23 protein-coding genes and 2 tRNA genes are annotated in these 23,826 nt (G+C 68.2%); 14 read left to right on the top strand and 11 right to left on the bottom strand.

Features of this window, described 5'->3' with window-relative positions:
* The first annotated feature begins 1,179 nt into the window (after positions 1-1,179).
* The 4 genes from dnaN to AB0E90_RS48410 all read left to right on the top strand — a co-directional run bounded on the left by dnaN (position 1,180) and on the right by AB0E90_RS48410 (position 5,059).
* Positions 1,180-2,313, top strand: a complete 1,134-nt coding sequence (gene dnaN, locus AB0E90_RS48425) for a DNA polymerase III subunit beta (protein WP_360419999.1) — start codon at positions 1,180-1,182, stop codon at positions 2,311-2,313.
* A gap of 39 nt (positions 2,314-2,352) precedes the next feature.
* The gene (gene gnd / locus AB0E90_RS48420; RefSeq protein WP_360419997.1) at positions 2,353-3,225 is read left to right on the top strand and encodes a phosphogluconate dehydrogenase (NAD(+)-dependent, decarboxylating); all 873 of its coding nucleotides are present in this window, start codon (positions 2,353-2,355) and stop codon (positions 3,223-3,225) included.
* Between the two features lie 9 nt (positions 3,226-3,234).
* Entirely contained in the window at positions 3,235-4,365 is a 1,131-nt protein-coding gene (gene recF / locus AB0E90_RS48415; RefSeq protein ID WP_360419995.1) for a DNA replication/repair protein RecF, read from the top strand.
* Positions 4,366-4,450: 85 nt separating this feature from the next.
* Complete coding sequence (locus tag AB0E90_RS48410) at positions 4,451-5,059, top strand: DciA family protein (RefSeq protein WP_360420018.1); 609 nt, start codon at positions 4,451-4,453, stop codon at positions 5,057-5,059.
* A 20-nt stretch (positions 5,060-5,079) separates the two neighbouring features.
* Here the strand turns inward: AB0E90_RS48410 and AB0E90_RS48405 are convergent, their stop codons facing one another.
* Positions 5,080-5,646: a hypothetical protein gene (locus tag AB0E90_RS48405; protein WP_360419992.1), complete on the bottom strand. Its 567-nt coding sequence runs from the start codon at positions 5,644-5,646 to the stop codon at positions 5,080-5,082.
* A 538-nt stretch (positions 5,647-6,184) separates the two neighbouring features.
* Between AB0E90_RS48405 and gyrB the strand changes: the two genes are divergently transcribed.
* From gyrB to AB0E90_RS48375, 6 genes are all read left to right on the top strand, one after another.
* A complete protein-coding gene (gene gyrB / locus AB0E90_RS48400; protein ID WP_360419989.1) occupies positions 6,185-8,137 on the top strand; it encodes a DNA topoisomerase (ATP-hydrolyzing) subunit B in 1,953 nt (650 codons plus the stop codon).
* Between the two features lie 166 nt (positions 8,138-8,303).
* Positions 8,304-10,781 (top strand): DNA gyrase subunit A, encoded by a 2,478-nt coding sequence (gene gyrA, locus AB0E90_RS48395; protein WP_360420016.1) that lies wholly within the window; start codon positions 8,304-8,306, stop codon positions 10,779-10,781.
* A gap of 3 nt (positions 10,782-10,784) precedes the next feature.
* Positions 10,785-11,690: a DUF3566 domain-containing protein gene (locus tag AB0E90_RS48390; protein WP_360419986.1), complete on the top strand. Its 906-nt coding sequence runs from the start codon at positions 10,785-10,787 to the stop codon at positions 11,688-11,690.
* A 72-nt stretch (positions 11,691-11,762) separates the two neighbouring features.
* Positions 11,763-11,836, top strand: a tRNA-Ile gene (locus AB0E90_RS48385).
* A 174-nt stretch (positions 11,837-12,010) separates the two neighbouring features.
* Complete coding sequence (locus AB0E90_RS48380) at positions 12,011-12,139, top strand: DLW-39 family protein (protein WP_360419984.1); 129 nt, start codon at positions 12,011-12,013, stop codon at positions 12,137-12,139.
* Positions 12,140-12,149: 10 nt separating this feature from the next.
* Positions 12,150-12,222, top strand: a tRNA-Ala gene (locus tag AB0E90_RS48375).
* A 58-nt stretch (positions 12,223-12,280) separates the two neighbouring features.
* On the opposite strand, the gene AB0E90_RS48370 is transcribed toward AB0E90_RS48375, so the two are convergent.
* The 6 genes from AB0E90_RS48370 to AB0E90_RS48345 form a co-directional block, all read right to left on the bottom strand.
* Positions 12,281-13,264: a ketoacyl-ACP synthase III gene (locus AB0E90_RS48370; RefSeq protein ID WP_360419981.1), complete on the bottom strand. Its 984-nt coding sequence runs from the start codon at positions 13,262-13,264 to the stop codon at positions 12,281-12,283.
* Positions 13,265-13,474: 210 nt separating this feature from the next.
* Complete coding sequence (locus AB0E90_RS48365) at positions 13,475-13,885, bottom strand: NUDIX hydrolase (protein WP_360419979.1); 411 nt, start codon at positions 13,883-13,885, stop codon at positions 13,475-13,477.
* A gap of 161 nt (positions 13,886-14,046) precedes the next feature.
* Positions 14,047-15,339 (bottom strand): cyclopropane-fatty-acyl-phospholipid synthase family protein, encoded by a 1,293-nt coding sequence (locus AB0E90_RS48360; RefSeq protein ID WP_360419976.1) that lies wholly within the window; start codon positions 15,337-15,339, stop codon positions 14,047-14,049.
* 130 nt (positions 15,340-15,469) lie between these two features.
* Positions 15,470-16,006, bottom strand: a complete 537-nt coding sequence (locus AB0E90_RS48355; protein ID WP_360420013.1) for a helix-turn-helix domain-containing protein — start codon at positions 16,004-16,006, stop codon at positions 15,470-15,472.
* A gap of 53 nt (positions 16,007-16,059) precedes the next feature.
* Positions 16,060-16,719 carry a DUF6461 domain-containing protein gene (locus tag AB0E90_RS48350; protein ID WP_360419974.1) on the bottom strand — a complete coding sequence of 220 codons (660 nt, stop codon included), beginning with the start codon at positions 16,717-16,719 and terminating at the stop codon, positions 16,060-16,062.
* 12 nt (positions 16,720-16,731) lie between these two features.
* The gene (locus tag AB0E90_RS48345) at positions 16,732-17,142 is read right to left on the bottom strand and encodes a hypothetical protein (RefSeq protein WP_360419971.1); all 411 of its coding nucleotides are present in this window, start codon (positions 17,140-17,142) and stop codon (positions 16,732-16,734) included.
* A 206-nt stretch (positions 17,143-17,348) separates the two neighbouring features.
* On the opposite strand from AB0E90_RS48345, the gene AB0E90_RS48340 reads away from it, so the two are divergent.
* A complete protein-coding gene (locus AB0E90_RS48340; protein WP_360419968.1) occupies positions 17,349-18,107 on the top strand; it encodes an NAD(P)H-binding protein in 759 nt (252 codons plus the stop codon).
* Positions 18,108-18,125: 18 nt separating this feature from the next.
* The gene (locus AB0E90_RS48335) at positions 18,126-18,674 is read left to right on the top strand and encodes a YbaK/EbsC family protein (RefSeq protein ID WP_360420011.1); all 549 of its coding nucleotides are present in this window, start codon (positions 18,126-18,128) and stop codon (positions 18,672-18,674) included.
* A 28-nt stretch (positions 18,675-18,702) separates the two neighbouring features.
* Here AB0E90_RS48335 and AB0E90_RS48330 read toward each other — a convergent pair whose 3' ends face one another.
* The 4 genes from AB0E90_RS48330 to AB0E90_RS48315 are packed head-to-tail and all read right to left on the bottom strand — an operon-like array spanning position 18,703 to position 21,973.
* Positions 18,703-19,344, bottom strand: coding sequence for a DsbA family oxidoreductase (locus tag AB0E90_RS48330; protein WP_360419965.1), 642 nt, complete (start codon positions 19,342-19,344; stop codon positions 18,703-18,705).
* A 14-nt stretch (positions 19,345-19,358) separates the two neighbouring features.
* Positions 19,359-19,787 (bottom strand): SufE family protein, encoded by a 429-nt coding sequence (locus AB0E90_RS48325; protein WP_360419963.1) that lies wholly within the window; start codon positions 19,785-19,787, stop codon positions 19,359-19,361.
* A gap of 35 nt (positions 19,788-19,822) precedes the next feature.
* Positions 19,823-20,212: a CBS domain-containing protein gene (locus AB0E90_RS48320; RefSeq protein ID WP_360419961.1), complete on the bottom strand. Its 390-nt coding sequence runs from the start codon at positions 20,210-20,212 to the stop codon at positions 19,823-19,825.
* A 27-nt stretch (positions 20,213-20,239) separates the two neighbouring features.
* Positions 20,240-21,973 (bottom strand): proline--tRNA ligase, encoded by a 1,734-nt coding sequence (locus AB0E90_RS48315; RefSeq protein WP_360419958.1) that lies wholly within the window; start codon positions 21,971-21,973, stop codon positions 20,240-20,242.
* Between the two features lie 137 nt (positions 21,974-22,110).
* Between AB0E90_RS48315 and AB0E90_RS48310 the strand changes: the two genes are divergently transcribed.
* The gene (locus AB0E90_RS48310; protein ID WP_360419956.1) at positions 22,111-22,875 is read left to right on the top strand and encodes an SGNH/GDSL hydrolase family protein; all 765 of its coding nucleotides are present in this window, start codon (positions 22,111-22,113) and stop codon (positions 22,873-22,875) included.
* A 23-nt stretch (positions 22,876-22,898) separates the two neighbouring features.
* Entirely contained in the window at positions 22,899-23,798 is a 900-nt protein-coding gene (locus AB0E90_RS48305) for a sulfurtransferase (RefSeq protein ID WP_360419953.1), read from the top strand.
* Positions 23,799-23,826: the final 28 nt, after the last annotated feature.

Genomic DNA, 23,826 nt, shown 5'->3' with positions numbered 1-23,826 from the left:
CCGCCCGTGACCAGGTCATCCATGCCGCCGGCGTCATCGCCGGCACCATCATCGACCTCGTCGGCAAGATCGGCCGGGCAGTCCTGAACGACCCCTCCCCGAACGCCGAACCCGGATCAGTCCCCGCGTGGTGAAGCGAGCCATCTCCAAACACCGCGCCAAAGGCGCCATCGACCGCACCAACCACAACGCCACCATCACGATCACGCTGGGTTTGACAGCAAGCCCAGCACCCTAACTACGCGGCATTGCAGCTAACCCCTCTTCCGGTACGCCGCGGCACGGTCCACCACCGCACAGCCGCGCTCGCACCACACCCATCAGGCGATCGCGCCCCCGCACGCCCCGGCGATGCCGCGCCGGGCGGTGCGTCCCCATGCGCTGCGACCGTTCCACATGGTTACCCACAGCCAGCCTCACCCGAAAGTGTGCCGTTTTGGGGTTTTCCATACCTTTTCCCACAGCCTGTGCATAACTTTTCGGCCGCCCCGGTCGACCCTTAAAAGTGCCCTCGCCGAGCCCGATCCACGCTCAGAGCCGGATGTCAACGACGGGACGCAACCGTCCCGTGCCAACGTTATCCACACCAATCCACAGGAGTTCACAGCCCTTTATCCCCAGCAGTGGACAACTTTCGGCCGGGCTCCGCACAGTTGTGGACAACTCCTGGGGAAATCGATGTGGACAGACACAGACGGTGACCGAAGCACGCACATCCTGTGGACGAGTGTGGATTTCCTGTTGAAGGTTCTGGGGACGACGAGCCGGTAGCGTCCCAACGTTGTCCACAGGCCGGGGGACAGAACCGGTGGATATCCGGTGGATAGCCGGTGGATAGCCGGTGGACAACGGTGGACAACCGGAGCCGGGTCGACGACTGTGGACCCAGACCGGGGGTTTGTACCCTGGTTGCCCACATGTGAATCACCGGTGGATAACCTTCTCACCTGCGCAAACTCGAGTTCTCCACACTTTGCACAGCACCGATGATTACGACTTGAGTTTTCTTCCAAGAGAACAAAAAGCAATCAACGGCGTTGGGGATGGTGTGGATTGAGCCGGCTTCGGCTCGCACCGCCTCCGCATCGGCAGGGCCGAGGAGGCACCGGCTTGCCACGCCCAATAAAGTTCGTGGGGGTCCACGCCCTGACATAAGAAAGCGACGCGGAGGACAAGCACATGAAGTTCCGGGTGGAGCGAGACGCACTCGCCGACGCCGTGGCCTGGACGGCGAAGAGCCTGCCCAGCCGGCCATCGGTGCCGGTGCTCGCCGGCGTCATGCTGCGAGTCACCGATGGCCGGTTGCAGGTGTCCGGCTTCGACTACGAGGTCTCCAGCCAGGTGAGTGTCGAGGTGCAGGCCGACGCGGACGGCGCCGCCCTGGTGTCTGGCCGCCTGCTTGCCGAGATCACCAAGGCGCTGCCGGGTAAGCCGGTCGACATCGCGGCCGTCGGTGCGCATCTGGAGCTGGTCTGCGGCAGCGCGCGGTTCACGCTGCCGACGATGCCGGTGGAGGACTACCCGACACTGCCGGAGATGCCGTCCAGCGCCGGCACGGTCGACGCCGCTGCCTTCGCGGCCGCCGTCGCCCAGGTGGCCATCGCGGCCGGCCGTGACGAGACGCTGCCGATGATGACCGGCGTCCGCATCGAGCTGAACGGCTCGTCGATGGCGATGCTCGCCACCGACCGCTACCGCCTCGCCATGCGCGAGATGGAGTGGAACCCGGACGACCCGGAGATCAGCCTCAACGCTCTGGTCCCGGCCAAGACGCTGAACGACACGGCCAAGACCCTCGGCCCGCTCGGTGGCTCGGTGACTCTCGCGCTGTCCCAGGGCAACGCCGGGGAAGGCATGATCGGTTTCGCCGGCGGCACCCGGCGCACCACCAGCCGGCTGCTCGATGGGGCCAACTACCCGCCGGTGCGCTCGCTGTTCCCGGCGAGCCACAACGCCGAGGCACGGGTCGGTGTTGCCGCTCTCGTCGAGGTGGTCCGCCGCGTGGCGCTGGTCGCTGAGCGCACCACCCCGGTGCTGCTGAGCTTCAGCGAGGACGGTCTGGTCGTCGAGGCCGGTGGGACGGAGGAGGCGCGGGCCAGCGAGGCGATGGAGGCCACCTTCACCGGAGAGGCTCTGACGATCGGCTTCAACCCGCAGTACCTCATCGACGGCATGCAGAACCTCGGCTCACCCAACGCCTTACTCTCATTCGTCGACGCTTTCAAGCCTGCTGTGATCTCCCCCGCAACCGAAAACGGCGAAATCGTGCCGGGTTACCGCTATCTGATCATGCCGATCCGGGTAACACGCTGATACTGAGGCTGAGGGAAACGCACATCTAGGGGGAACACCATGCAGCTTGGCCTTATCGGTCTCGGCCGGATGGGCGGCAACATGGCCGACCGTATCCGTTCTGCCGGGCACGAGGTGGTCGGATTCGACCACCATCCGGACAAGCGGGACGTCAGCTCTCTTGCCGAACTCGTCGAGAAGCTCGCCGCTCCGCGAGTGGTCTGGACCATGGTCCCGGCCGGCGAGATCACCGAAAGCACCATCGACCAGCTCAGCGAGCTGCTCTCCGAGGGTGACCTGATCATCGACGGCGGCAACTCCAAGTTCACCGACGACCGCCCGCGGTCCGAGCGCCTCGCCACCAAGGGCATCGGGTACATGGACTGCGGCGTCTCCGGCGGCATCTGGGGCAGCCAGAACGGCTACGCCCTGATGGTCGGCGGCAGCGAGGCGAACGTCGCCAAGGCGATGCCGATCTTCGAGGCGCTGAAGCCGGCCGGCGAGTTCGGCTTCGTACACGCCGGCCCGGTCGGCGCCGGCCACTACACCAAGATGGTCCACAACGGCATCGAGTACGGCATGATGCAGGCCTTCGCCGAGGGCTGGGAACTGCTCGAGGCCTCGGAGTACGTCGACAACGTGCCCGGCGCGTTCAAGAGCTGGCGGGAGGGCAGTGTGGTCAAGTCCTGGCTGCTCGACCTGTTCGACCGCGCGCTCGACGGCGACCCCGAGCTGGGCAAGCTGAAGGGCTACGCCGAGGACACCGGCGAGGGCCGGTGGACCGTCGACGAGGCTGTCCGCCTGGCCGTCCCGCTGCACGTCATCGCCGCCTCACTGTTCACCCGGTTCGAGTCACGTCAGCCCGACTCGCCCGCCATGAAGGCCGTCGCCGCACTGCGCCAGCAGTTCGGTGGCCACGCCGTCGTCAGCTAGAAAGAAGACATGTACGTTCGCCGGGTCGAGTTGACTGACTTCCGTTCGTACGAGCGGGTGGCAGTCGATCTCGACCCGGGCGTGTCCGTGCTGGTCGGCCAGAACGGCATGGGCAAGACCAACCTGGTCGAGGCGCTCGGTTACGTGGCCACACTGGACAGTCACCGGGTGGCCACGGACGCTCCGCTGGTCCGGGCGGGCGCGGCCTCGGCGGTGATCCGGTGCGCGGTGGTCCACGATGGACGCGAGCTGCTCGTCGAGCTCGAGATCGTGCCGGGCAAGGCGAACCGGGCCCGGCTCAACCGATCCCCGGTGCGCCGCCCGCGCGAGGTGCTGGGCGCGCTGCGCATGGTGCTGTTCGCGCCGGAAGATCTCGAGCTTGTTCGCGGCGACCCGTCCGCCCGCCGCCGCTACCTCGACGACCTGCTGGTCGCCCGGCAGCCGCGGTTCGCGGGCGTGCGGGCCGATTACGACCGGGTGATCAAACAACGAAACGCTCTATTGCGTACGGCGTATCTGACCCGGAAGGTCGGCGGCATCCGTGGCCAGGACCTCTCCACCCTCGCCGTCTGGGACCAGCACCTCGCCCAGCACGGCGCCGAGCTGCTGGCCGGCCGACTCGAGCTGGCCGCGGCGCTCGGTCCGCACCTGATCAAGGCGTACGACGCGGTGGCCGCCGGACGGGCGGCCGCCTCCATCGCGTACGCCTCGGGCCTGGGCGAGACTCTCGTCCCGGACCGCGCCGCCCTGCAGGAGGCGCTGCTCGCGGCGCTGCTGGAGAAGCGGACCGCGGAGACCGAGCGCGGGACGACCCTGGTCGGCCCGCACCGCGACGACCTGACCCTGGCGCTGGGCGATCTGCCCGCCAAGGGCTACGCGAGCCACGGCGAGTCCTGGTCGTTCGCCCTGGCCCTGCGTCTGGCCGCCTACGATCTGCTGCGATCGGACGGCATCGAGCCGGTCCTGGTGCTGGACGACGTCTTCGCCGAGCTGGACGGCGGCCGCCGCGAGCGGCTCGCCGCCCTGGTGTCCGACGCCGGCCAGCTGCTGGTGACCTGCGCGGTGCCGGAAGACGTGCCGCCGGCGCTGCGTGGCGCCCGGTTCGACGTGACCACCGGATCGGTGACCCGTGCCGCGTGACGAGACCGACCCCACCGCCGAGCGATTCTTCCCCCGTGGCGACTTTCCACAGGTTCATCCACCCGACTTCCCGGACGAGGGGCCGATGGTGGAGGAGCGTCGTGGATCTCGTCGGCCCGCTGCGCCGTCCGCGGCCGCCGAGGCAAGGTCGGGCCCGGATGAGGCCCCGTCCGGGCCGCAGGAGCTCGCTGAGAGTGCTTCCGGGCCTGATCTGGCGCGGGCCGTGCTCGATGCGGCGCTCACGAAGCGCCGCGCCGCCGCCGCGAACCCCCGTCGCCGTTCGTCCGGCACCGCGTCCGACGGGCGCCTGCGCGGCTATTCCGGGCCGGGTCCGGACCCGCGCGACCCGCAGCGGTTCGGGGCGATGCTGGAAAACCTGATGAGGGCTCGCGGCTGGGAGAAGCCCAAGGCCGAGGCGACCGTCTTTGGCGCCTGGGAGAAGGTCGTCGGCGAGGACATCGCCAAGCACAGCCGCCCGGTGAAGCTGGACGGCGGTGTGCTGACCGTGGAGGCCGAGTCGACCGCGTGGGCCACCCAACTCCGCATGCTGGCGGCGAAGCTGCTGCGGAGCATCGCGGTCGAGGTCGGCCACAACGTGGTCACCAAGCTGAACATCCACGGTCCGGCGGCGCCGTCGTGGAGTAAGGGCCCGCGCCGGGTGCAGGGGCGGGGCCCGCGAGATACGTACGGCTGAGTGATCCTTTAGGTGTTTGTTCAGTAATCGGCGAAAACGGCAAAACCCCGGTCGGCGCATCGACGGTAGAAACCGGCGAGGATCGCCAGCTCGGAACGGGCGAAGCTCCAGTGCGGCGCGTTGCCGGTGTCGTCGCGGAGGGCGCCGAGGCGGTTCTCCAGCCAGCGCAGTTGCTGCTCGGCCAGCCGGCCCTGGGCGATCGCGGTCCGCATCACCTCGGCCACCGAGTCGAAGGTGACCAGATCGCCGAACTTCTCGTGACCCTCGACGAACCGCTCCAGACCGCCGGCGATCCACGCGCAGCCGTCCGGGTCGATCACCGGGTCCTCGTCCTCGGCGGCCGCCTCGGTTGCGTAGAGCACGCCGTCCAGACCCAGTAGCAGGTCGACCAGCTCGGTGTACGCCGTCGCGCGAACCGTGCCGGTCTTGGCGATGTGCAGCGCCAGCGCTCCGGTCGGAGCCGCGATCTCGGGCGCGTCAGCAACCGCGCCGAAGTCGACGAACTCGGCCGGCGCCACCGGGTCGTAGTACTGGTTCGTCCGGGGCCAGTGCACCGCGACGTTATCCAGCCCCTTGTCATGCGCCATTGGGGCCATCCCTCCTCGACCTGCCTCGCGGCTGTCCGGCCATGCACCGTCCGCGCGGGGTTCCCGCGCGGGCGAGATTACGACACCACGGCCCGGTGTCGGGAGGCAGTGTCGCAGCGCGTTGCGACTCTGCCCGGCAGGCGCGCGGTTGCGATCGACAGCCAAATCAACTGCCGTTGCGGTGGGTGCCTCTTCCGTGTAGGGGGAGACGTGGGTAGCGGCTCCGATCGCGCTACGGCAATCTGAGGCACCCGGACGGGGTGCCGGACCCCCGCGAACTCGATTCAGCGGAGTAGAATCGACAGGGACCGGGAAAGCTCCGCGAGACGATGTATGTCGTCACGCTACGCGGTCTTTTCCAGCCGATCACGATCCGCGGGCCAGCCGCGGCGACCGGCGAGCATGGTTCCACCGGTGGTCCGCTCCTCCCCGAGGGTTCTCACCTGTGGTCTGCCCTGCCCGCCGGCCGCCTGCCGCCGGTCCGCCAACCCCGTTGCGGGGCCTCCACGCGGGGCCCGGCACGAGAAAGTGGCCGAGGGTGGCAGAGAACAAGCAGGAATACGGTGCCGAGTCAATCACCGTGCTCGAAGGCCTCGAAGCAGTCCGCAAGCGTCCTGGTATGTACATCGGCTCGACCGGCGAGCGCGGCCTTCACCACCTGGTGTGGGAGGTTGTGGACAACGCCGTCGACGAGGCGCTGGCTGGTTACTGCGACACCATCGACGTGGTCCTGCTCGCCGACGGCGGTGTCTCGGTCACCGACAACGGCCGTGGTTTCCCGGTCGACCTGCACCCCAAGCTGAAGAAGCCCGGCGTCGAGGTGGCGCTGACCGTGCTGCACGCCGGCGGCAAGTTCGACGGCAAGGCGTACGCGGTTTCCGGTGGTCTGCACGGCGTCGGTGTCTCGGTGGTCAACGCTCTCTCCACCCGGATGGCCTTGGTCATCCACAAGTCCGGCAACGTCTACCGGCAGAAGTACGCGTACTCCAAGCCCGGCCCGCTGGAGAAGGGCGAGCCGACCGACACCACCGGCTCGACCGTGCAGTTCTGGCCGGACCCGGCGATCTTCGAGACGGTCGTGTTCGACTGGCAGACGATCTACCGCCGCATCCAGGAGATGGCGTTCCTCAACAAGGGGCTGACCATCCACCTGCGCGACGAGCGCCCCGACCAGCACGACGACGAGGGCAAGCCGCGCGCGGTCACCTTTATGTACGAGAACGGCATCGCCGACTTCGTGCGCCACCTCAACAACACCAAGCAGCCGATCCACAAGACGGTGATCGAGTTCGAGGCCGAGGCGAACGACGAGGGCATGGCTCTCGAGATCGCGATGCAGTGGAACGAGTCGTACGGCGAGTCGGTCTACACCTTCGCCAACACGATCAACACGCACGAGGGCGGCACCCACGAGGAGGGCTTCCGGGCCGCGCTGACGAGCATCGTCAACCGGTACGGCACCGAGAAGAAGTTCCTCAAGAGCGACGAGAAGCTTTCCGGCGAGGACATCCGTGAGGGTCTCGCCGCGATCATCTCGGTGAAGCTGGCCAACCCGCAGTTCGAGGGCCAGACCAAGACGAAGCTCGGCAACACCGACATGAAGGGCTTCGTGCAGAAGGTCGCCAACGAGCGCATCGCGGACTGGTTCGACCGCAATCCGGCCGACGCCAAGATGATCATCACGAAGGCGTCGCAGGCGGCCCGGGCCCGGATCGCTGCGCAGCAGGCCCGCAAGCTGGCCCGCCGCAAGTCGCTGCTGGAGTCCGGCTCGATGCCGGGCAAGCTGGCCGACTGCCAGTCGACCGACCCGCGAGTCTCCGAGCTGTTCATCGTCGAGGGCGACTCGGCCGGCGGCTCGGCCAAGCAGGGGCGCGACAGCCAGATCCAGGCCATCCTGCCGATCCGCGGCAAGATCCTGAACGTGGAGAAGGCCCGGATCGACCGGGTGCTGAAAAACAACGAGGTCCAGTCGCTGATCACCGCGCTGGGCACCGGCATCCACGAGGACTTCGACGTCGCCAAGCTGCGCTACCACAAGATCGTGCTGATGGCCGACGCCGACGTCGACGGCCAGCACATCCAGACGCTGCTGCTCACCCTGCTGTTCCGCTTCATGCGGCCGCTGGTCGAGATGGGCCACGTCTACCTGGCCGCTCCGCCGCTCTACAAGATCAAGTGGAACAAGCGGGGCGACGACGCGCAGTACGCCTACTCCGACCGGGAGCGGGACGGGCTGATCGCGCTGCGCCAGCAGAAGAAGGCGAACGCCAAGCCCGACGACATCCAGCGGTTCAAGGGTCTGGGCGAGATGAACTTCCACGAGCTGTGGGACACGACGATGGACCCGTCGACGCGCACGCTGCGTCAGGTGACGCTCGACGACGCCGCTACGGCGGATGAGCTTTTCAGCGTTCTCATGGGTGAGGACGTGGAAGCTAGGCGCTCGTTCATTCAGCGCAATGCCAAGGACGTGCGGTTCCTGGACATCTGAGCCGGCTAGCGCGGGGAAACGTTGTCCCCCGCGCTATCCACAGCGTCAACGCGCTTTCCACAACGTTATCCACAGCAAGATGCGTACTTTCGTCGTGCTTGTCTGGTTTCACCTTGAGTAAGGGTTAACAGTGACTGACACTCCCGAACCGCCCGCCGGCGACGAAATCCCCGAGGAAATCGGCGGGGGCGTGACGCAGCGCGTCGAACCGGTCGGCCTCGAAGTCGAGATGCAGCGGTCGTACCTCGACTACGCGATGAGCGTGATCGTCGGCCGGGCGCTGCCCGACGTGCGCGACGGTCTCAAGCCGGTCCACCGCAAGATCCTGTACGCGATGTACGACTCCGGCTTCCGTCCCGACCGGGGCTACGTCAAGTGCGCGCGCGTCGTCGGCGACGTGATGGGCAACTACCACCCGCACGGTGACTCGTCGATCTACGACGCTCTCGTGCGCATGGGGCAGCCCTGGTCGTTGCGTTACCCGCTGATCGACGGCAACGGAAACTTCGGCTCGCCGGGTAACGACCCGCCGGCCGCGATGCGGTACACCGAGTCGAAGCTGTCCCCGCTGGCGATGGAGATGCTGCGGGACATCGACGAGGACACCGTCGACATGCAGGACAACTACGACGGGCGCACGCAGGAACCGACGATCCTGCCGGCCCGCTTCCCCAACCTGCTGGTCAACGGCTCCGAGGGCATCGCCGTCGGCATGGCCACCAAGATCCCGCCGCACAACCTGCGCGAGATCGCGTCGGCCGTGCAGTGGCAGCTGGACCACCCGGACTCGACGGAGTCCGAGTCCCTCGAGGCGATGCTCGAGCTGGTCAAGGGCCCCGACTTCCCGACCAAGGGCCTGATCGTCGGCCAGCAGGCGATCCAGGACGCCTACCGCACCGGTCGCGGCTCGATCCGCATGCGCGCCGTGGTCGAGGTGGAGGAGGACGCTCGCGGGCGCCCGTGCCTGGTCGTCACCGAGCTGCCCTACCAGGTCAACCCGGACAACCTCGCCGAGCGGGTCGCCGAGCTGGTCAAGGAAGGCAAGCTCACCGGCATCGCCGACATCCGGGACGAGTCCTCGGGCCGCACCGGCATGCGCCTGATCCTGGTCCTGAAGCGCGACGCGGTCGCCAAGGTCGTGCTGAACAACCTGTACAAGCACACCCAGCTGCAGGAGACGTTCGGCGCGAACATGCTGGCCCTGGTCGACGGCGTGCCCCGCACGCTCAACCTGGCCCAGTTCATCCGCCACTACGTCGACCACCAGATCGAGGTCATCCGCCGGCGCACCGCCTTCCGCCTGCGCAAGGCCGAGGAGCGGGCGCACATCCTGCGCGGTCTGGTCAAGGCCCTCGACATGCTCGACGAGGTGATCGCCCTGATCCGGCGCTCGCCCACCGTCGAGGACTCCCGCCAGGGCCTCATGCAGCTGCTCGACGTCGACGAGATCCAGGCCACCGCGATCCTCGACATGCAGCTGCGCCGCCTGGCCGCCCTCGAGCGTCAGCGGATCATCGACGAGCTCGCGAAGATCGAGATCGAGATCGCCGACCTCAAGGACATCCTCGCGAAGCCGGAGCGGCAGCGGGCGATCGTCTCGGAGGAACTCGCCGAGATCGTGGCGAAGTTCGGCGACGAGCGGAAGACCCAGATCATCCCGTTCGACGGCGAGGTCTCCATGGAGGACCTCATCGCCCGGGAAGACGTTGTGGTGACGATCACACGTACCGGTTATGCGAAGCGCACGAAGGTCGATCTCTACCGTTCGCAGAAGCGCGGCGGTAAGGGCGTGAGCGGCGCCACGCTGCGGCAGGACGACATCGTCTCGCACTTCTTCGTCATCTCGACCCATGACTGGATGCTGTTCTTCACCAACAAGGGTCGGGTCTATCGGGCAAAGGCCTACGAACTGCCCGAAGCCGCACGAGTCGCAAAGGGACAGCACGTCGCGAACCTGCTCGCCTTCCAGCCGGACGAGCACATCGCGCAGGTAATTCAGATCCCTGACTACGGGGTCGCGCCCTACCTTGTGCTCGCCACTAAGAATGGGCTGGTGAAGAAGACCCGGCTCGAGGAATTTGACTCCAACCGCAGCGGTGGCATCATCGCCATCAACCTGCGGGAGGATGACGAGTTGGTGGGCGCGGCGCTGGCGGCATCGGAGAACGACCTGCTGTTGGTCTCCAAGAAGGCCCAGGCCATCCGGTTCAACGCCACCGACGAGGCGCTCCGCCCGATGGGCCGCGCCACCTCGGGCGTGATCGGCATGCGCTTCGGTGACCACGATGAGCTTCTTGCGATGGAAGTGGTTCGTGAGGGCATGGATGTGTTGGTCGCCACCGACGGTGGGTATGCAAAGCGCACGCCGATCGAGGAGTATCCGGTGCAGGGCAGGGGCGGCAAAGGCGTCCTGACCGCGAAGATCACCGAGCGCCGGGGTGGTCTCGTGGGCGCCCTGGTGATCAGCCCGGAGGATGAACTATTTGCCATCACCAGCAATGGTGGTGTCATCCGGACTCCCGTGAAGCCTGTACGGCGCACACGGGATCGGAACACAATGGGGGTCAAGCTGATGGACCTCCCAGAAGGTGTAACCATCGTGGCGCTTGCTCGCAATGCCGACGAGCCTGACGAACAGGACTAGTTGATGCCGGAGACACAGGCGAAGTCGGGGGGCGGCACAGGGGCCTCAGCGACACCGGACGAGACGGCGAAGAAAGACAGCGCCGCCGCGAACGGACGCGAGGCCGCGGCACGTGCCGGTGCACCCGCCGAAGCCCCGTCCCCGCCGAAGTTCACCAGGGCGCCGGGCATGGCCCCGCCGCCCGGTGAGCCGCCCGCCGACAAAGACGGGTCGTCGGATGCGAAGCGCGCCGGCGGTCCCTCGGTGGCCAAGGGCTCGGCGACCGTGCCCGTCGTCACCAAGGGCAAGGGCGCGGTCCCGGGCTCGACCTCCCAGGCACGTCCGGCGGCCGCCCCGCAGCGGCCCGCCGGCCCGCCGGGAGCGCCCAGCCAGCCCGGGAGCAACCCCGGCGCCACCAAGCGGCCGGCCGGCCCCAACGGGCCCGGTCCGAACGGTCCCGGCGCGACCACCGGCAGTGCCGCCGTCGGCGCGGCTCGCGTCAGCGAGGCCGTCCGGTCCGCCCGGTCCACCGTCACCGGTGCGGCCGCCCGCGGTCCCCGCCGGGCCCGGCTGAACCTCAAGCGGATCGACCCCTGGTCCGTCATGAAGTTCTCGTTCGCCGTCTCCGTCGTGCTGTTCATCGTCGTGGTCGTCGCCACCTCGGTGCTCTACCTCGCGCTCGACGCCATGGGCGTCTGGACCGAGGTCAACAGCAGCCTCAAGGAACTGGTGAGCGCCAGCGGTGGCACCGACGGCTCGACCAGCGGCGGCTTCCGCATCACCGCCTGGGGCGTGATCGGCACGTCGATGCTGATCGGAGCGGTCAACGTGGTCCTGTTCACCGCGCTGGCCACACTCGGCGCGTTCATCTACAACGTGTGTGCCGACCTGGTCGGCGGCGTCGAGCTGACCCTCGCCGAGCGCGACTGACAAGACGCGCGGCTGTGGGTCACCCCGTTTTGGCGGCCCACAGCCCAGTGCGGTAATCTCTCTGAGTCGCACGGGGCTATAGCTCAGTCGGTTAGAGCGCAGAGCTGATAACTCTGAGGTCGATGGTTCGATTCCATCTAGCCCCACGGACGATTGGCCACTCCCTGCTCGCGAAAAGCGCGAGCCGGGAATCGCCCGTCATATCTACTCCGGTGGCCGAGCCCCCGGAAGCCCCGCGTAGCGGTGGTTGCGCTGGGGTGTTTTTCTCGCCCTGCGGCCTTTGTTTCTCGCTCTGCGGCCCTCCTGTTAGGGGATCTGTTTTGTTCAAGAAGCTCCTGATCGTTGCCGGGCTTGTTGGGGTTGCTGCCCTCGTGGTCAAGAAGGTCAAGGCGTCCAGTGATGAGCGGGCGCTCTGGCACGAGGCGACCACTGCTCCTGACTTGCGTTAATCCGTAATTCGGGGCCTTAGCTCAACTGGCAGAGCACCGCCTTTGCAAGGCGGGGGTTAGGGGTTCAAGTCCCCTAGGCTCCACTTGATAGAAAATTAGCCCCGGCGCCTTACGGCGGCCGGGGCTTCCTGCTATTGCGTTTTAGGTCCAGCGGAGTAGGCAGGCGCCCATGGACATGCCGCCGCCGAAGCCGGCCAGCAGTAGCAGGTCGCCTCGCTTCAGGGCACCTGAGCGGTTTGCGTGGTCCAGGGTTACCGGGACTGAGGCGCTTCCTACGTTGCCGTACTGCTGAAGCGTCAGGTGGGTCTGGGCGTTCTCGAAGCCGGCTGCGGTCACCAGTTCCCGGAGCATGATGCCGTTGGCCTGGTGGGGGACGAAGTGGTCTACGTCCGTGGCCTTCAGGCTTGCTCGGGTCAGCAGGGCCTCCAGGGCTGGGGGGACCTCGGTGGCCACGAAGTCGCGTACGCCTCGGCCGTTCATGCGGAAGTAGTGGTCGCCGTTGGCGACCGTCTCCGCTGAGGCCGGCAGGCGGCTGCCGCCTGCTTTGACGTAGATCAGGTCACTTGACTCGCCCTTTGACGAGAGGTCCAGGTCGAGGATGCCGTAGCCCTCGGGGACGGCGCCCACCACCGCGGCACCGGCGCCGTCGCCGAACAGGACCGCTGTCCGCCGATCGCTGAAGTCGAGGATGCGGGAGTAGATGTCCGTCGCGATCACCAGGACCAGGGCGCCGGGGTTTGCGGCCACCAAGCCGTTTGCCACGCTCAGGGCGAAGACCCAGCCCGAGCAGACGGCGTTCACGTCGAAGCAGGCCGCACGGGTGGCGCCGATCTGATTCTGCACCAGGTTCGACGTCGGCGGCTGGGGCGAATCGCCCGTCGACGTGGAGAGAACGATGTAGTCGATCTCAGCCGCGGCCACGCCGGCCTGCGCCAGTGCCGCCCGGGCCGCCTCGGCCGCGAGGTCGGAAGCGGCCTCCTCCGGAGCGGCGAAACGCCGAGCCTCGATCAAGGTCTTACGAGCGACCCACTCCGGGTCCGCATCCGGCACCAGAGCGTTGAGGTCCACATTGGTCACGACCCGCGCCGGAAGATATGAACCGGTGCCGAGAATCCCTACCGCCACGAGTGTCCCGCCTGCCCTTGGAAACCTGAAACCACCGATGACAAGTTACGAGAGTCCTGCCAGCGGCGGGCGGGGCCGAGCGGACCGAGTCCGCGACGGTTCGGCCGGGAAAAGCTCGGTCCGCTCAAGGCGAGGGGGCCGACCGGTCCTTCCAGGGTCGTCTGGACGAATGATTCGGGCCTCAGGTCATCAGCCCGTCACAAATGGCCGCTAGGTGGGCAGGACCACGATCAGCGGCGGGATGGGAACGCTGTGCGGGGAACCGGTGGGGAGCTCGGGGGCCGGCAACCAGTCCAGGCCCAGCGGCTCGGGGCCGATGCCGTCGTCGGGGCCCAGACGAGGCTCGCCGTCGATCACGGTCACCGCGAACACCGAGGTCATGCCGGATGGGTAGGGCATCTCCAGAACGTGCCGGGCCTTGCTCACGATCAGGCCCGTTTCCTCGAAGACCTCCCGGCGGAGGGCCTCCTCGGGTGTTTCGCCCGGTTCGATGCCGCCGCCGGGAAGGGTCCACCACTCACCGCCGCCGGATCGTCGGCTCCGCTCGTGCACCATCAGCACTCGGCCGTCACGCACGATCACGGCGGCGGCCCGTTTTCGTTCCGTTACGAGTTCGCTCACGAGTCGCAGGCTAACCGGACGAAGGCGTTGTCGCTCAACGGTTGTGGATAACTTCCGTATCTATCGGGCGGTAAGCGGCAACTCACCGGCCGAAATGGACACTCGAGGGTGAGCCGTGGCGCCCCATCGGGGCAGGTGACGGGGCACCACGGCGGGTCGAATCAGGCCGCGTAGGCGGCTCGTGTGGCGGGCATCTCACCGTCGCCGTTGCGGTGCGTCTTCACGGCGAGGACCTGGTTCACGCCGATCTTGGCCTGCTCGAAGGCCAGGGCCGAGGCGGCCATGTAGAGACGCCACACCCGGGCGCGGCCGGGGCTGGTCAGGCGTACCGCCGTCGACCAGTCGGATTCGAGGTTCGCCACCCAGGCGCGCAGCGTGCGGGCGTAGTGCTCGCGGAGCGCGTGCACATCCCGTACCTCGAAACCAGCCTCTTCGAGAAGCGTGACCGTCGTGCCGACCGGGGCCAGCTCCCCGTCCGGGAAGACGTACGCATCGATGAAGGAGCGCACCTGGTGCGGTGCCTTCGGCGGCAGATGCAGCCGGGAGATCTGGTGGTTGAGCAGCCGGCCGCCCGGCTTGAGCTGGGCGTAGAGGATCTCCGCGTACTGCCGGTAGGGCTCGGTGCCGACGTGCTCGGCCATGCCGACGCTGGAGATCGCGTCGAACGGGCCGTCATCCAGGTCGCGGTAGTCCTGGATCCGGATCTCCACCTGGTCGGTGAGGCCGGCCTCGGCGACCTGCTTGCGGGCGAACTCCGCCTGCTCGGTGGAGAGCGTGATGCCCAGAACCCGGACGCCGTAGTTCTGCGCAGCGTGCACGGCCAGGCTGCCCCAGCCGCATCCGACGTCGAGCAGGCGCATGCCGGGCTTCAGATCGAGCTTGCGGCAGATCAGGTCGAGCTTGTCGCGCTGGGCGTCGGCGAGACCGTAGCCGGGGGCGTCGGACGTCCAGTAGGCGCAGGAGTAGACCATGCTCTCGCCGAGCACGATCCGATAGAAGTCGTTGCCTACGTCGTAGTGCTGGCTGACCGCCTGCCGGTCCCGCCGCCGGCTGTGCCGGTCGCCGGCCACCTGCATCTCCTCCGGGGGCGGCTTGGGCTGGGTGCCGAGCACGCCGAGCCGCAGCAGATCGCCGGCGACCGTGTGCAGCGGCAGGTCCTTGATGTCGGGCGACCGCCAGAGCAGCGCGGCGAGACGGCTCAGGGCGTCGTACAGGTCGCCCTCGAGGTCGATGTCGCCGGCCACGTACGCACGGGCCAGGCCCAGCTCGTTGGGCTGCCACAGGATGCGGCGCATGGCCCGTTTGTGCCGAATGATCAGGGTAGGCGCATCGGGAGGACCGGCGGTGGAGCCGTCCCAAGCGCGGATTCGCACGGGCATCGGGACCTGCAGGATGGCCTCGAGTAGGCCGGCCAGCTTGGTCGCGGTGGTGACGTGGGGGGTGAGGATTGCCACTAGACCTCCCGGGGGCGCAGCCAGTCGTCGCTGCGACATCGCAGAGGCGGCGGCCGGGGTTGAACTGATCCACTATCCGCCCGGAGAAGCCGTTTCCATAAGGTGCTTTTATAAATTTGTGATCGAGGACTCACACAGCGCGCATGACGCGTTCGAGCTTCTCCTGCGGCATCGTCCGGGCTCGATCATGCCTGCTCTCGGCCAGGGCGGCGAGCACCGTGCGACGCTCCACCTCGGACAGGATGCCGGCGAACGGCGAGGTTCCGCGCAGCTCGACCGCGTACTCCGAGGACGAGGTCAGGGCGTCCAGCACCGCCTCGTGGCCGCTGTCGAGGACCACCTGCCACCGGTCCAGCCAATCCCAGGCGCGGCCCTCGGGATGCAGGCGGCGCAGCCGGCGCAGGTTGATCTCGGCCGCCGCGAGCAGCGCGTCCGGGTTCGACACGAACTTGCCGGCGATGGCCTGGTGCAGCCAGAGTTGCTCGAGTTGCTGGCGGGTCAGCGCGGGGCGGATCAGCGCCTCGACGTCGGAACGCCGCACGCGATGCTGGGCGCCGGCCGTCACGTACGGCAGGAGGCCACGGGAGCACAGGTCGACCACGTGCTGCCGCGAGGAGCGCAGCAGGATCGCGGCCTCACCGATGCTGAGCAGCTCGGAGGTGCGCATCGTCACGGATGAATGTTGGCGGTACGGCCGGTGGCGATGCAACAACCGAACGGCTATTGATTCTTTCGGACCTCGGTCATCGTGTAAGTGCGGGTGATCAACAGCAGCTGGCTCATCTCCTCGCCGGTGAGCCGCTCGGCCAGCGCCAGCGCCGCCGCCATCGAGGTGTCCGCGTCGATCCCGGCCGCGAAGCCGACCGCCGCCATCTCCGGGGTGATCACGGCCGGCGCGAGCGGGTCGAAATCGAGAACCGTCCGCCCGTCCGTCAGCTGCAGGAACCGGCCGTGCCCGTCCGGGCGTCGATGGTTGGCCACCACGGTGGTGCCGGCCGACAGCGGTCGAACCAGGTCATCGGTGACGCCGAAATCACCGTTGTCCTCGACGATCAGCGACCAGCTGTCGACCCGGGTGATGCCGAGGAAGTAGCGGTACGCCGGTCCCTGCTGCCCGTCGCCCGCGCCGACCAACTGCTCCCAGGTGATCCGCTCCAGGTCCTTGGCGCCGAGCCGATCGAGCACCTGCCGCGGGATGAGGCCGCGCACCCAGGTGAAGCAGTAACCCGCGCCGAACTCGCGGTCCGGCGAGAACCAGCGGTAATCGTCGGCGACCGCCTCGCGCTGGGTCGCGGCGAGGGCCGGGCTCCCAGTGCTACGCGAGTTGCACGCGCCGAGGAAACCGGCCGCGGGCAGGAGGAGAAGAGATCGACGACGCACCGCGACAGTAGATCAAACAGAGGCGGCATCGTGGGCGACGATGACCTCCGCTTCCGGCTCCGCCGGGCGGGGCACGCGGGGCAGGGCGCGGATGGCCCGCCTGCGCTCGGTGACGAAATAAGCACAACTGAGTCCGTACGCCGCGGCAAGCACCCCACCGACGGCGCGCACCGGCGGCCCCGCTTCGAGGATCGTCAGGATCAGCGCCGCCTCGGCCCAGCAGCCGAGCAGGATCGCGTTGATCGTGTCAGTGCGGTCCCAGCGCCGGATCCGCCGACGCGCCTGGCGCCGGATCTCGACCAGCAGCGAGTGGCCCATGCCGATCGCGAGCAGGCCCAGCAGCACGGTTGCGAACACGGAATGGGCGCCGCCGGCGACGGCCGCTATCGCGGTACCGCCCCCGAGCAGCGCGAGACCACTCACGGTCCCGATGCGGCCTGCACGACGTTCCTCCACAACCTCTGACAGTCGGCAAGATCCGTCCGAGGCTGAGAATCCTCGGTGACCGAGAGCACGTCACTCTCCGGCTGAGTCGATCGTCCCGTTGGCATGAACGAGCGAAGCGAGCGAATCAGCCGGCTCAGTAGGGAATTTGCTCTTGGCAGCTCGGAGCGAAGCGAGGAGCTGGCATGAACGAAAACATCACGGTTCTGGTCACCGGAGCGAGCGGGACGCTGGGATCCGCGGTGACGCCGCGGCTGGCGAAGCAGGGGTACGCGGTCCGGCCGATGACCCGGTCGGCGCGGGCCGGCTGGGTGACGGCCGACCTGCGCACCGGCGAAGGGCTGGACGATGCGGTGCGTGGGGTGGACGTGATCGTGCACCTGGCGTCGTCTCCGGGGCGGCCGCAGCGGACCGACGTCGAGGGCACGCGGCGGCTGCTGGACGCGGCGCGAAAGGCCGGGGTCGGGCACGTCCTCTACGTGTCGATCAACGGCATCGACCGGGTACCGTACGCCTACTACCGGGCGAAGCTCGAAACCGAGAAGGTCGTGCAGGCGAGCGGCATCCCGTACACGATCCTGCGGGCCGCCCAGTTCCACGACTTCGCCGAGACGATGCTGTCCGCGCTGAGCAAGCTGGGCCCGGTGATCGTCGACCCGACGTGGCAGCTCCAGCCGGTGGCGATCGAGGACGTCGCCGAGCGGATCGCCGAGCTGATCGCCCACCCGGCAACCGGCGGGACCACCGAGTACGCCGGACCGCAGGTGCACACGTTCGACGACCTGGTCCGGTCGTGGCTCCGAGCGCGCGGACGGAAACGGCCGGTCTGGCGGGTCCGGATCCCGGGCCGGATGGCGCGGGCGATCCGGGATGGTGGGCAGACCACCACCGCCACCCCGACCGGGACCCGTACGTGGGAGGACTACCTGGCCGCGAAGTATTGAGCGAGGATGGCGGGCGTGATGGGAACCCTGCAGCTCGAGCCCGCCCAGTCCCGCCCCGATCTGCTGGCCCCGCCGGTGGCGAAGGCCCTCGCGGTGTGGCCGGTCGATGCGCCGATCGACGGTGACCAGGTGCTGGTCGCGCCGATCGATCCCGGCCTGGCCGACACCGCGGCGTTCTGCGACGCGTACGAGGTGGGCCTGGCCGTCTCGGCGAACTGCGTGATCGTGGCGGGCAAGCGGGACGGCGTCCCCAAGTACGCGGCCTGCATCGTCCTGGCCACCACGCGCGCCGACGTGAACGGCGTGGTCCGCCGCCACCTCAACGTGCGCAAGTGCAGCTTCGCCCCGATGGACGACGCGGTCGCCCTGACCGGCATGGAGTACGGCGGCATCACCCCGATCGGCCTACCCGCCGACTGGCCGATCCTGGTCGACAGTCGGGTAGCCGCCACCCCGCATGTGATCGTCGGCTCCGGCGTACGCCATAGCAAGATCGCTGTGGCCGGACCGGCGCTCGGCGCCCTGCCCGGGGCCGAGGTCATCGAGGGTTTGGCGAATCCCGTTTAAGATCGTCGATCTGGTTCCACGTGAAACCTCATAGACCGACGTCGACGGCTTCCCGGCGGGCGATCTCCTCCAGCGCCGCGAGCAGAGTGGCCGGCTCCTGGGCGCCCTGCACCGCGTACTTCCCGTCGATCACGAACGTCGGGACGCTGGTGATGCCGAGCTCCCGGGCCTCGGTGAGGTCGGTGGTGACCGCGCCGGTGCCGGCCTCCGACTCGAGGTAGGCCAGCGCGGCCGCCCGGCCGAGGCCGATCGACCCGGCCACGTCGGCCAGCGCCGGCCGGTAGCCCAGGTCGATCCCGCCGGTGAAGTGGGCCCGCTGCAACGCGTCGAGCAGCTCGGCCTGCTTGTCCTGCCCGGCCGCCCAGGCGATGAGCCGGTGGCTGTCGAACGTGTTGGCCGCGATCGCCCGGTCGTAGTCGATCCGCAAGCCGTCAGCGGCCGCGATCGAGGTGACGTGGGAGAACATCTGCTCGGCGCGTTCCGGGCCGCCGAACTTCGCGATCATGGCGTCCTTGATCGCGATCGGCTGTGGCACCGGCGCGGGGTCCAGTTGGTAGGCCCGGTAGGTCACCGTCACGTCACCGTCGAACTCGGCGATCGCCTTCTCGAGACGCGCCTTGCCGATGTAGCACCACGGGCAGACGACGTCGGACCAGACCTGGATATCCACGAGCAGACTCCAACTTAACGAGATTGAGCAGCGACCTGCCGCTTCAGGCGGCCCAGGATCGCCGAGCCGCCCCGGATGCGCAGGGGACTGATGGCGTTCGCGAGGCCCATCCGGGCATAGAGATCGTCCGGCACGGCGAGGATCTCGGCGGCCGTCGAGCCGGCCAGGCCCTCGGCCAGGATGCCGGCGAAGGCGCGGGTGGTGGGCGCCTCCGGCGGACAGTCGAACCAGGTCTGCACGGTGTCGTCCGGCTGGACGACCGCCTTCAGAAAGAACTGGGTCTGGCACTCCGGCACCTGTTCCATGCCGTCGTGCCCGGCCAGGTCGGCGGGCAGCGGCGGCATGGCATCGGCGAACTCGAGCAGCATCTCCAGGACGACCTCACGGGGCGCCGTGGCGAACTCCTCGACGATCTCGGCCAGCTTCGGGGGCATGTCGCTCACGACAACGACGATACCCAGCGCGGGATCGAACGCGGCTAGACAGCCGCTGTTGGGAGGAGGGCTACGTCACTCAGGCTGATGATGCCGACGACCTTGCGGTCGGAGTCGCAGACCAGCAGGCGGCGGACGCCGCGCTCGCGCATGGCGCGCACCGCCTCCTCCACAGTGGCGGACTGTTCCACCATGATCAGCTCGCGGGACGTGATCGAGCCGAGCGTGGTCTGCCGGGGAATCAGATTCTCCGCGATCGCCCGCACCACGATGTCGCGGTCGGTCACCAGACCCATCATGGTCGGGCCGCTGGTCACCACGACGTCGCCGATGCCCTGGTCGCGCATCGCCTGCGCGGCCTCGTCGAGCGTCGTTGCTTCCGGCAGGTAGACGACCTGCCGGGTCATTACATCCGCGACCGAGACCTTGGCCATGGTGTACCTCCCGTGTAGAGGGTCCGGTTACCCGCGTGCACCCGTGATTACACGCAGTATGTCCGTGATCGGCACGTCGGCACGCTCACCACTTCGCCGATCGCGGAATTCCACTAATCCTTCCCCGAGCCGGCGGCCGACGACCACCGTGCGGGTGATGCCGATCAGTTCGGCGTCGGTGAATTTCACCCCGGCCGAGAGCTGCGGCCGGTCGTCGACGAGCACCCGCAGGCCGGCCGCGACAAGCGTGCCGGCCACCGCGAGCGCGGCCTCGATCTGACCGTCCTTGCCGGCGGCGACGATGTGCACGTCGGCCGGGGCGACCTCGTCGGGCCAGAGCAGCCCGCGGTCGTCGTGGTGCTGCTCGGCGATCGACGCGACCGCGCGCGAGACGCCGATCCCGTACGAGCCCATGGTCGGGCGGACCGGTTTGCCGTCGACGCCCAGGACGTCGACCTTGAACGCGTCGGTGTAACGCCGGCCGAGCTGGAAGATGTGCCCGATCTCAATGCCCCGCCGCATGGTCAGCTTGCCGTGGCCGCACGCCGGGCAGGGATCGCCGGCCCGCACCCCGGCCGCCTCGATCGTGCCGTCGGGCGTGAAGTCGCGGCCGGCCACCACGTCGATCGCGTGCCGGCCGGGCTCGTTGGCGCCGGTCAGCCAGGCGGTGCCGGTGGCGATCCGCGGATCGGCGAGGTAACGGATCTTGATGCCCTGCGGCCCGATGTAGCCCTTGACCAGGTCGGGACGAGAGTCGAAGTCGTCGAAGAGGGTGGCGGTGGCCGGAGCGAGCGCCGCGTCGAGGCGCTTCATGTCGACCTCGCGATCGCCGGGCACGCCGATCGCCAGCAGTTCGTCCGCCCGGCCGGGGTGATGGACGGTGACCACGACGTTCTTCAGGGTGTCGGCGGCGGTCCAGTCGCTGCGCCCACCCAACTGGCGGGCGTTGGCCAGCTCGACCAGGGAGACGATGGTCGGAGTGTCGGGGGTGTCATGCACCGACGGCGAGCCGGCTGGAATCTCGGCGGACAACGGCGCCGGGGTGATCACGGCCTCGGTGTTGGCGGCGTAGGCGCACGACGTACAGCCGACGAAGGTGTCCTCGCCGACCTCGGCCGCGGCCAGGAACTCCTCGGACGCCGAACCGCCCATCGCGCCGGACATCGCCGAGACGATCGTGTGGGACAGCCCGATCCGTTCGAAGATGCGCTGGTAGGCGGCGCGAACCTCGGCGTAAGTCTCGGCCAGGCCCTCGTCGGTGAGGGTGAACGAATAGGCGTCCTTCATCAGGAACTCGCGGCCACGCAGCAGGCCGGCCCGGGGGCGGGCCTCGTCCCGGAACTTCGTCTGCACCTGGAACAGCAGCAGCGGGAAATCTCGGTAGGAGCTGGTCATGTCCTGCACGAGCAGGGTGAACATCTCCTCGTGGGTGGGCGCCAGCAGGTAGTCGGCGCCGCGCCGGTCGTGCAGCGTGAAGATGTCATCGCCGTACTCCGTCCAGCGGTTGCTGATCTCGTACGGCTCCCGGGGCAGAAGCGCCGGGAAAGCGACCTCCTGGCCGCCGATGGCGGTCATCTCCTCGCGGATCACCGTAGTGATCCGGTCGAGCACGAGCTTGCCGAGCGGGAGCCACGTGTATCCGCCCGGTGCCGCGCGACGGATGTAACCGGCGCGCAGGAGCAGCCGATGACTCGGCACCTCCGCCTCGGCCGGCTCCTCGCGCAGGGTCTTGAGCAGCAACGTGGACATTCGCAAGAGCATGCCGAGCAGCGTAGATACGAGGTCCGACATAAGCACCCAATATTCGGAGTGTCGCCATCGTCACTCTGGGATCGATGCCTGTCCGGTGGAATGCTGTCACCGCAACAACGAGTGAGGGAACGTTAAGGAGGCGGCCGATGAGCTGGGGCAGCTTCGTTGCGATGGGAGACAGCTTCACCGAGGGCATGAACGACGCGTATCCGGACGGAACGTTCCGGGGCTGGGCCGACCTGGTGGCCGCGCGTCTCGCGATCGACACCGGGCCGGACTTCGGATACGCCAATCTCGCGATCCGCGGCAAACTCCTCGATCAGATCATCGACGAACAACTCGAGCCGACCCTGGCCATGACACCCGCCCTGGTCAGCGTCGCGGGTGGCGGCAACGACTCGCTGCGGCCACGTGTCGACCCGCATTCGCTGGTGGAGAAGATCGACGCGGTGGTCGGACGGCTGCGGTCCACCGGCGCCGACGTGATCGTCTTCCGGTTCGCCGACGTCACCGCGCACCTGCCCGGGCAGCGCATCGTCGGGCCGCGCGCGGCAGTGCTCAATGACGGGGCCACCGCGATCGGCGAGAAGTACGGGGCGTACGTGGTCGATCTGTTCGGCGACAGCGCATTCCGGCACCCGCACATGTGGTCGCCGGACCGCCTGCACCTCTCACCGGGCGGCCACCGGCGGGTCGCCGCTCACGTGCTGACCGCGCTCGGTGTCGGCGTGGACGAGGAATGGCTGCTGGTGCCGCCGACCCCGGAACCGACCCCGTGGCTGATGGCCCGCGGCGCCGATCTGCGGTGGGCCCGCCAGCACTTCGTGCCGTGGGTGGGCCGCCACCTGCTCGGCCACTCGAGCGGCGAACTGATCACCGCGAAGCGGCCCTCATTGGCCCCTATCGAGTAATCGGGAGCGCTAGCGTGGCAACCATGTCCGTTGCGAACGATCCGACACCTGCGCTGCAGGCGTACGCACACCCCGACAAGCTCGTCACCACCGAGTGGCTGGCGGAGAATCTCGACGCGCCCGGCCTGGTGGTGGTCGAGTCGGACGAGGACGTGCTGCTCTACGACTCCGGGCACATCCCGGGTGCGGTCAAGGTCGACTGGCACCTCGAGTTGAACGACCAGGTCACCCGCGACTACCTCGCCCCGGCCGCGTTCGCGGCGTTGTGCGAGGCCAAGGGCATCGGGCGGGACGACACGATCGTCTTCTACGGCGACAACTTCAACTGGTGGGCGGCGTACGCACTCTGGGTCTTCAGTCTTTTCGGCCACCGCGACGTTCGCCTGCTGGATGGTGGCCGGCAGAAGTGGGTGGCCGAAGGCCGCACGCTGACCAGGGAGAAGACGTCACGCGACCAGGCCGCTTACCCGGTGCCGGTGCGCAACGACGCCGCGATCCGGGCCTTCCGTGACCAGGTCATGGGCCACATCTCCAGCGGCCGGCCGCTGGTCGACGTGCGTTCCCCGCAGGAATACACCGGCGAGCTGACCCACATGGCGGCCTATCCGCAGGAGGGTGCGCTGCGTGGCGGGCACATCCCGGGCGCGGTGAGCAAGCCGTGGAAGTCGGCGGCGAACGAGGACGGCACGTTCAAGCCGGCCGACGAGCTGACCAAGATCTACCAAACCGAGCTGGGTCTCGAATCGGGCGACGACATCATCGCCTACTGCCGCATCGGCGAGCGGTCGAGTCACACCTGGTTCGTGTTGCACCACCTGCTCGGTTATCCCCAGGTCCGCAACTATGACGGTTCATGGACGGAATGGGGCAATCTGGTCAAGGCCCCGATCGCCCGCGGTCCCGAAGCGGGCGGCCTGAGCTGACGAGTAATGGGAACGGGCGAGAAAACTG

It is taken from the genome of Actinoplanes sp. NPDC026619, assembly GCF_040638295.1.
GTDB lineage: Bacteria > Actinomycetota > Actinomycetes > Mycobacteriales > Micromonosporaceae > Actinoplanes.
This window is presented reverse-complemented; position numbering and strand designations above follow the sequence as displayed.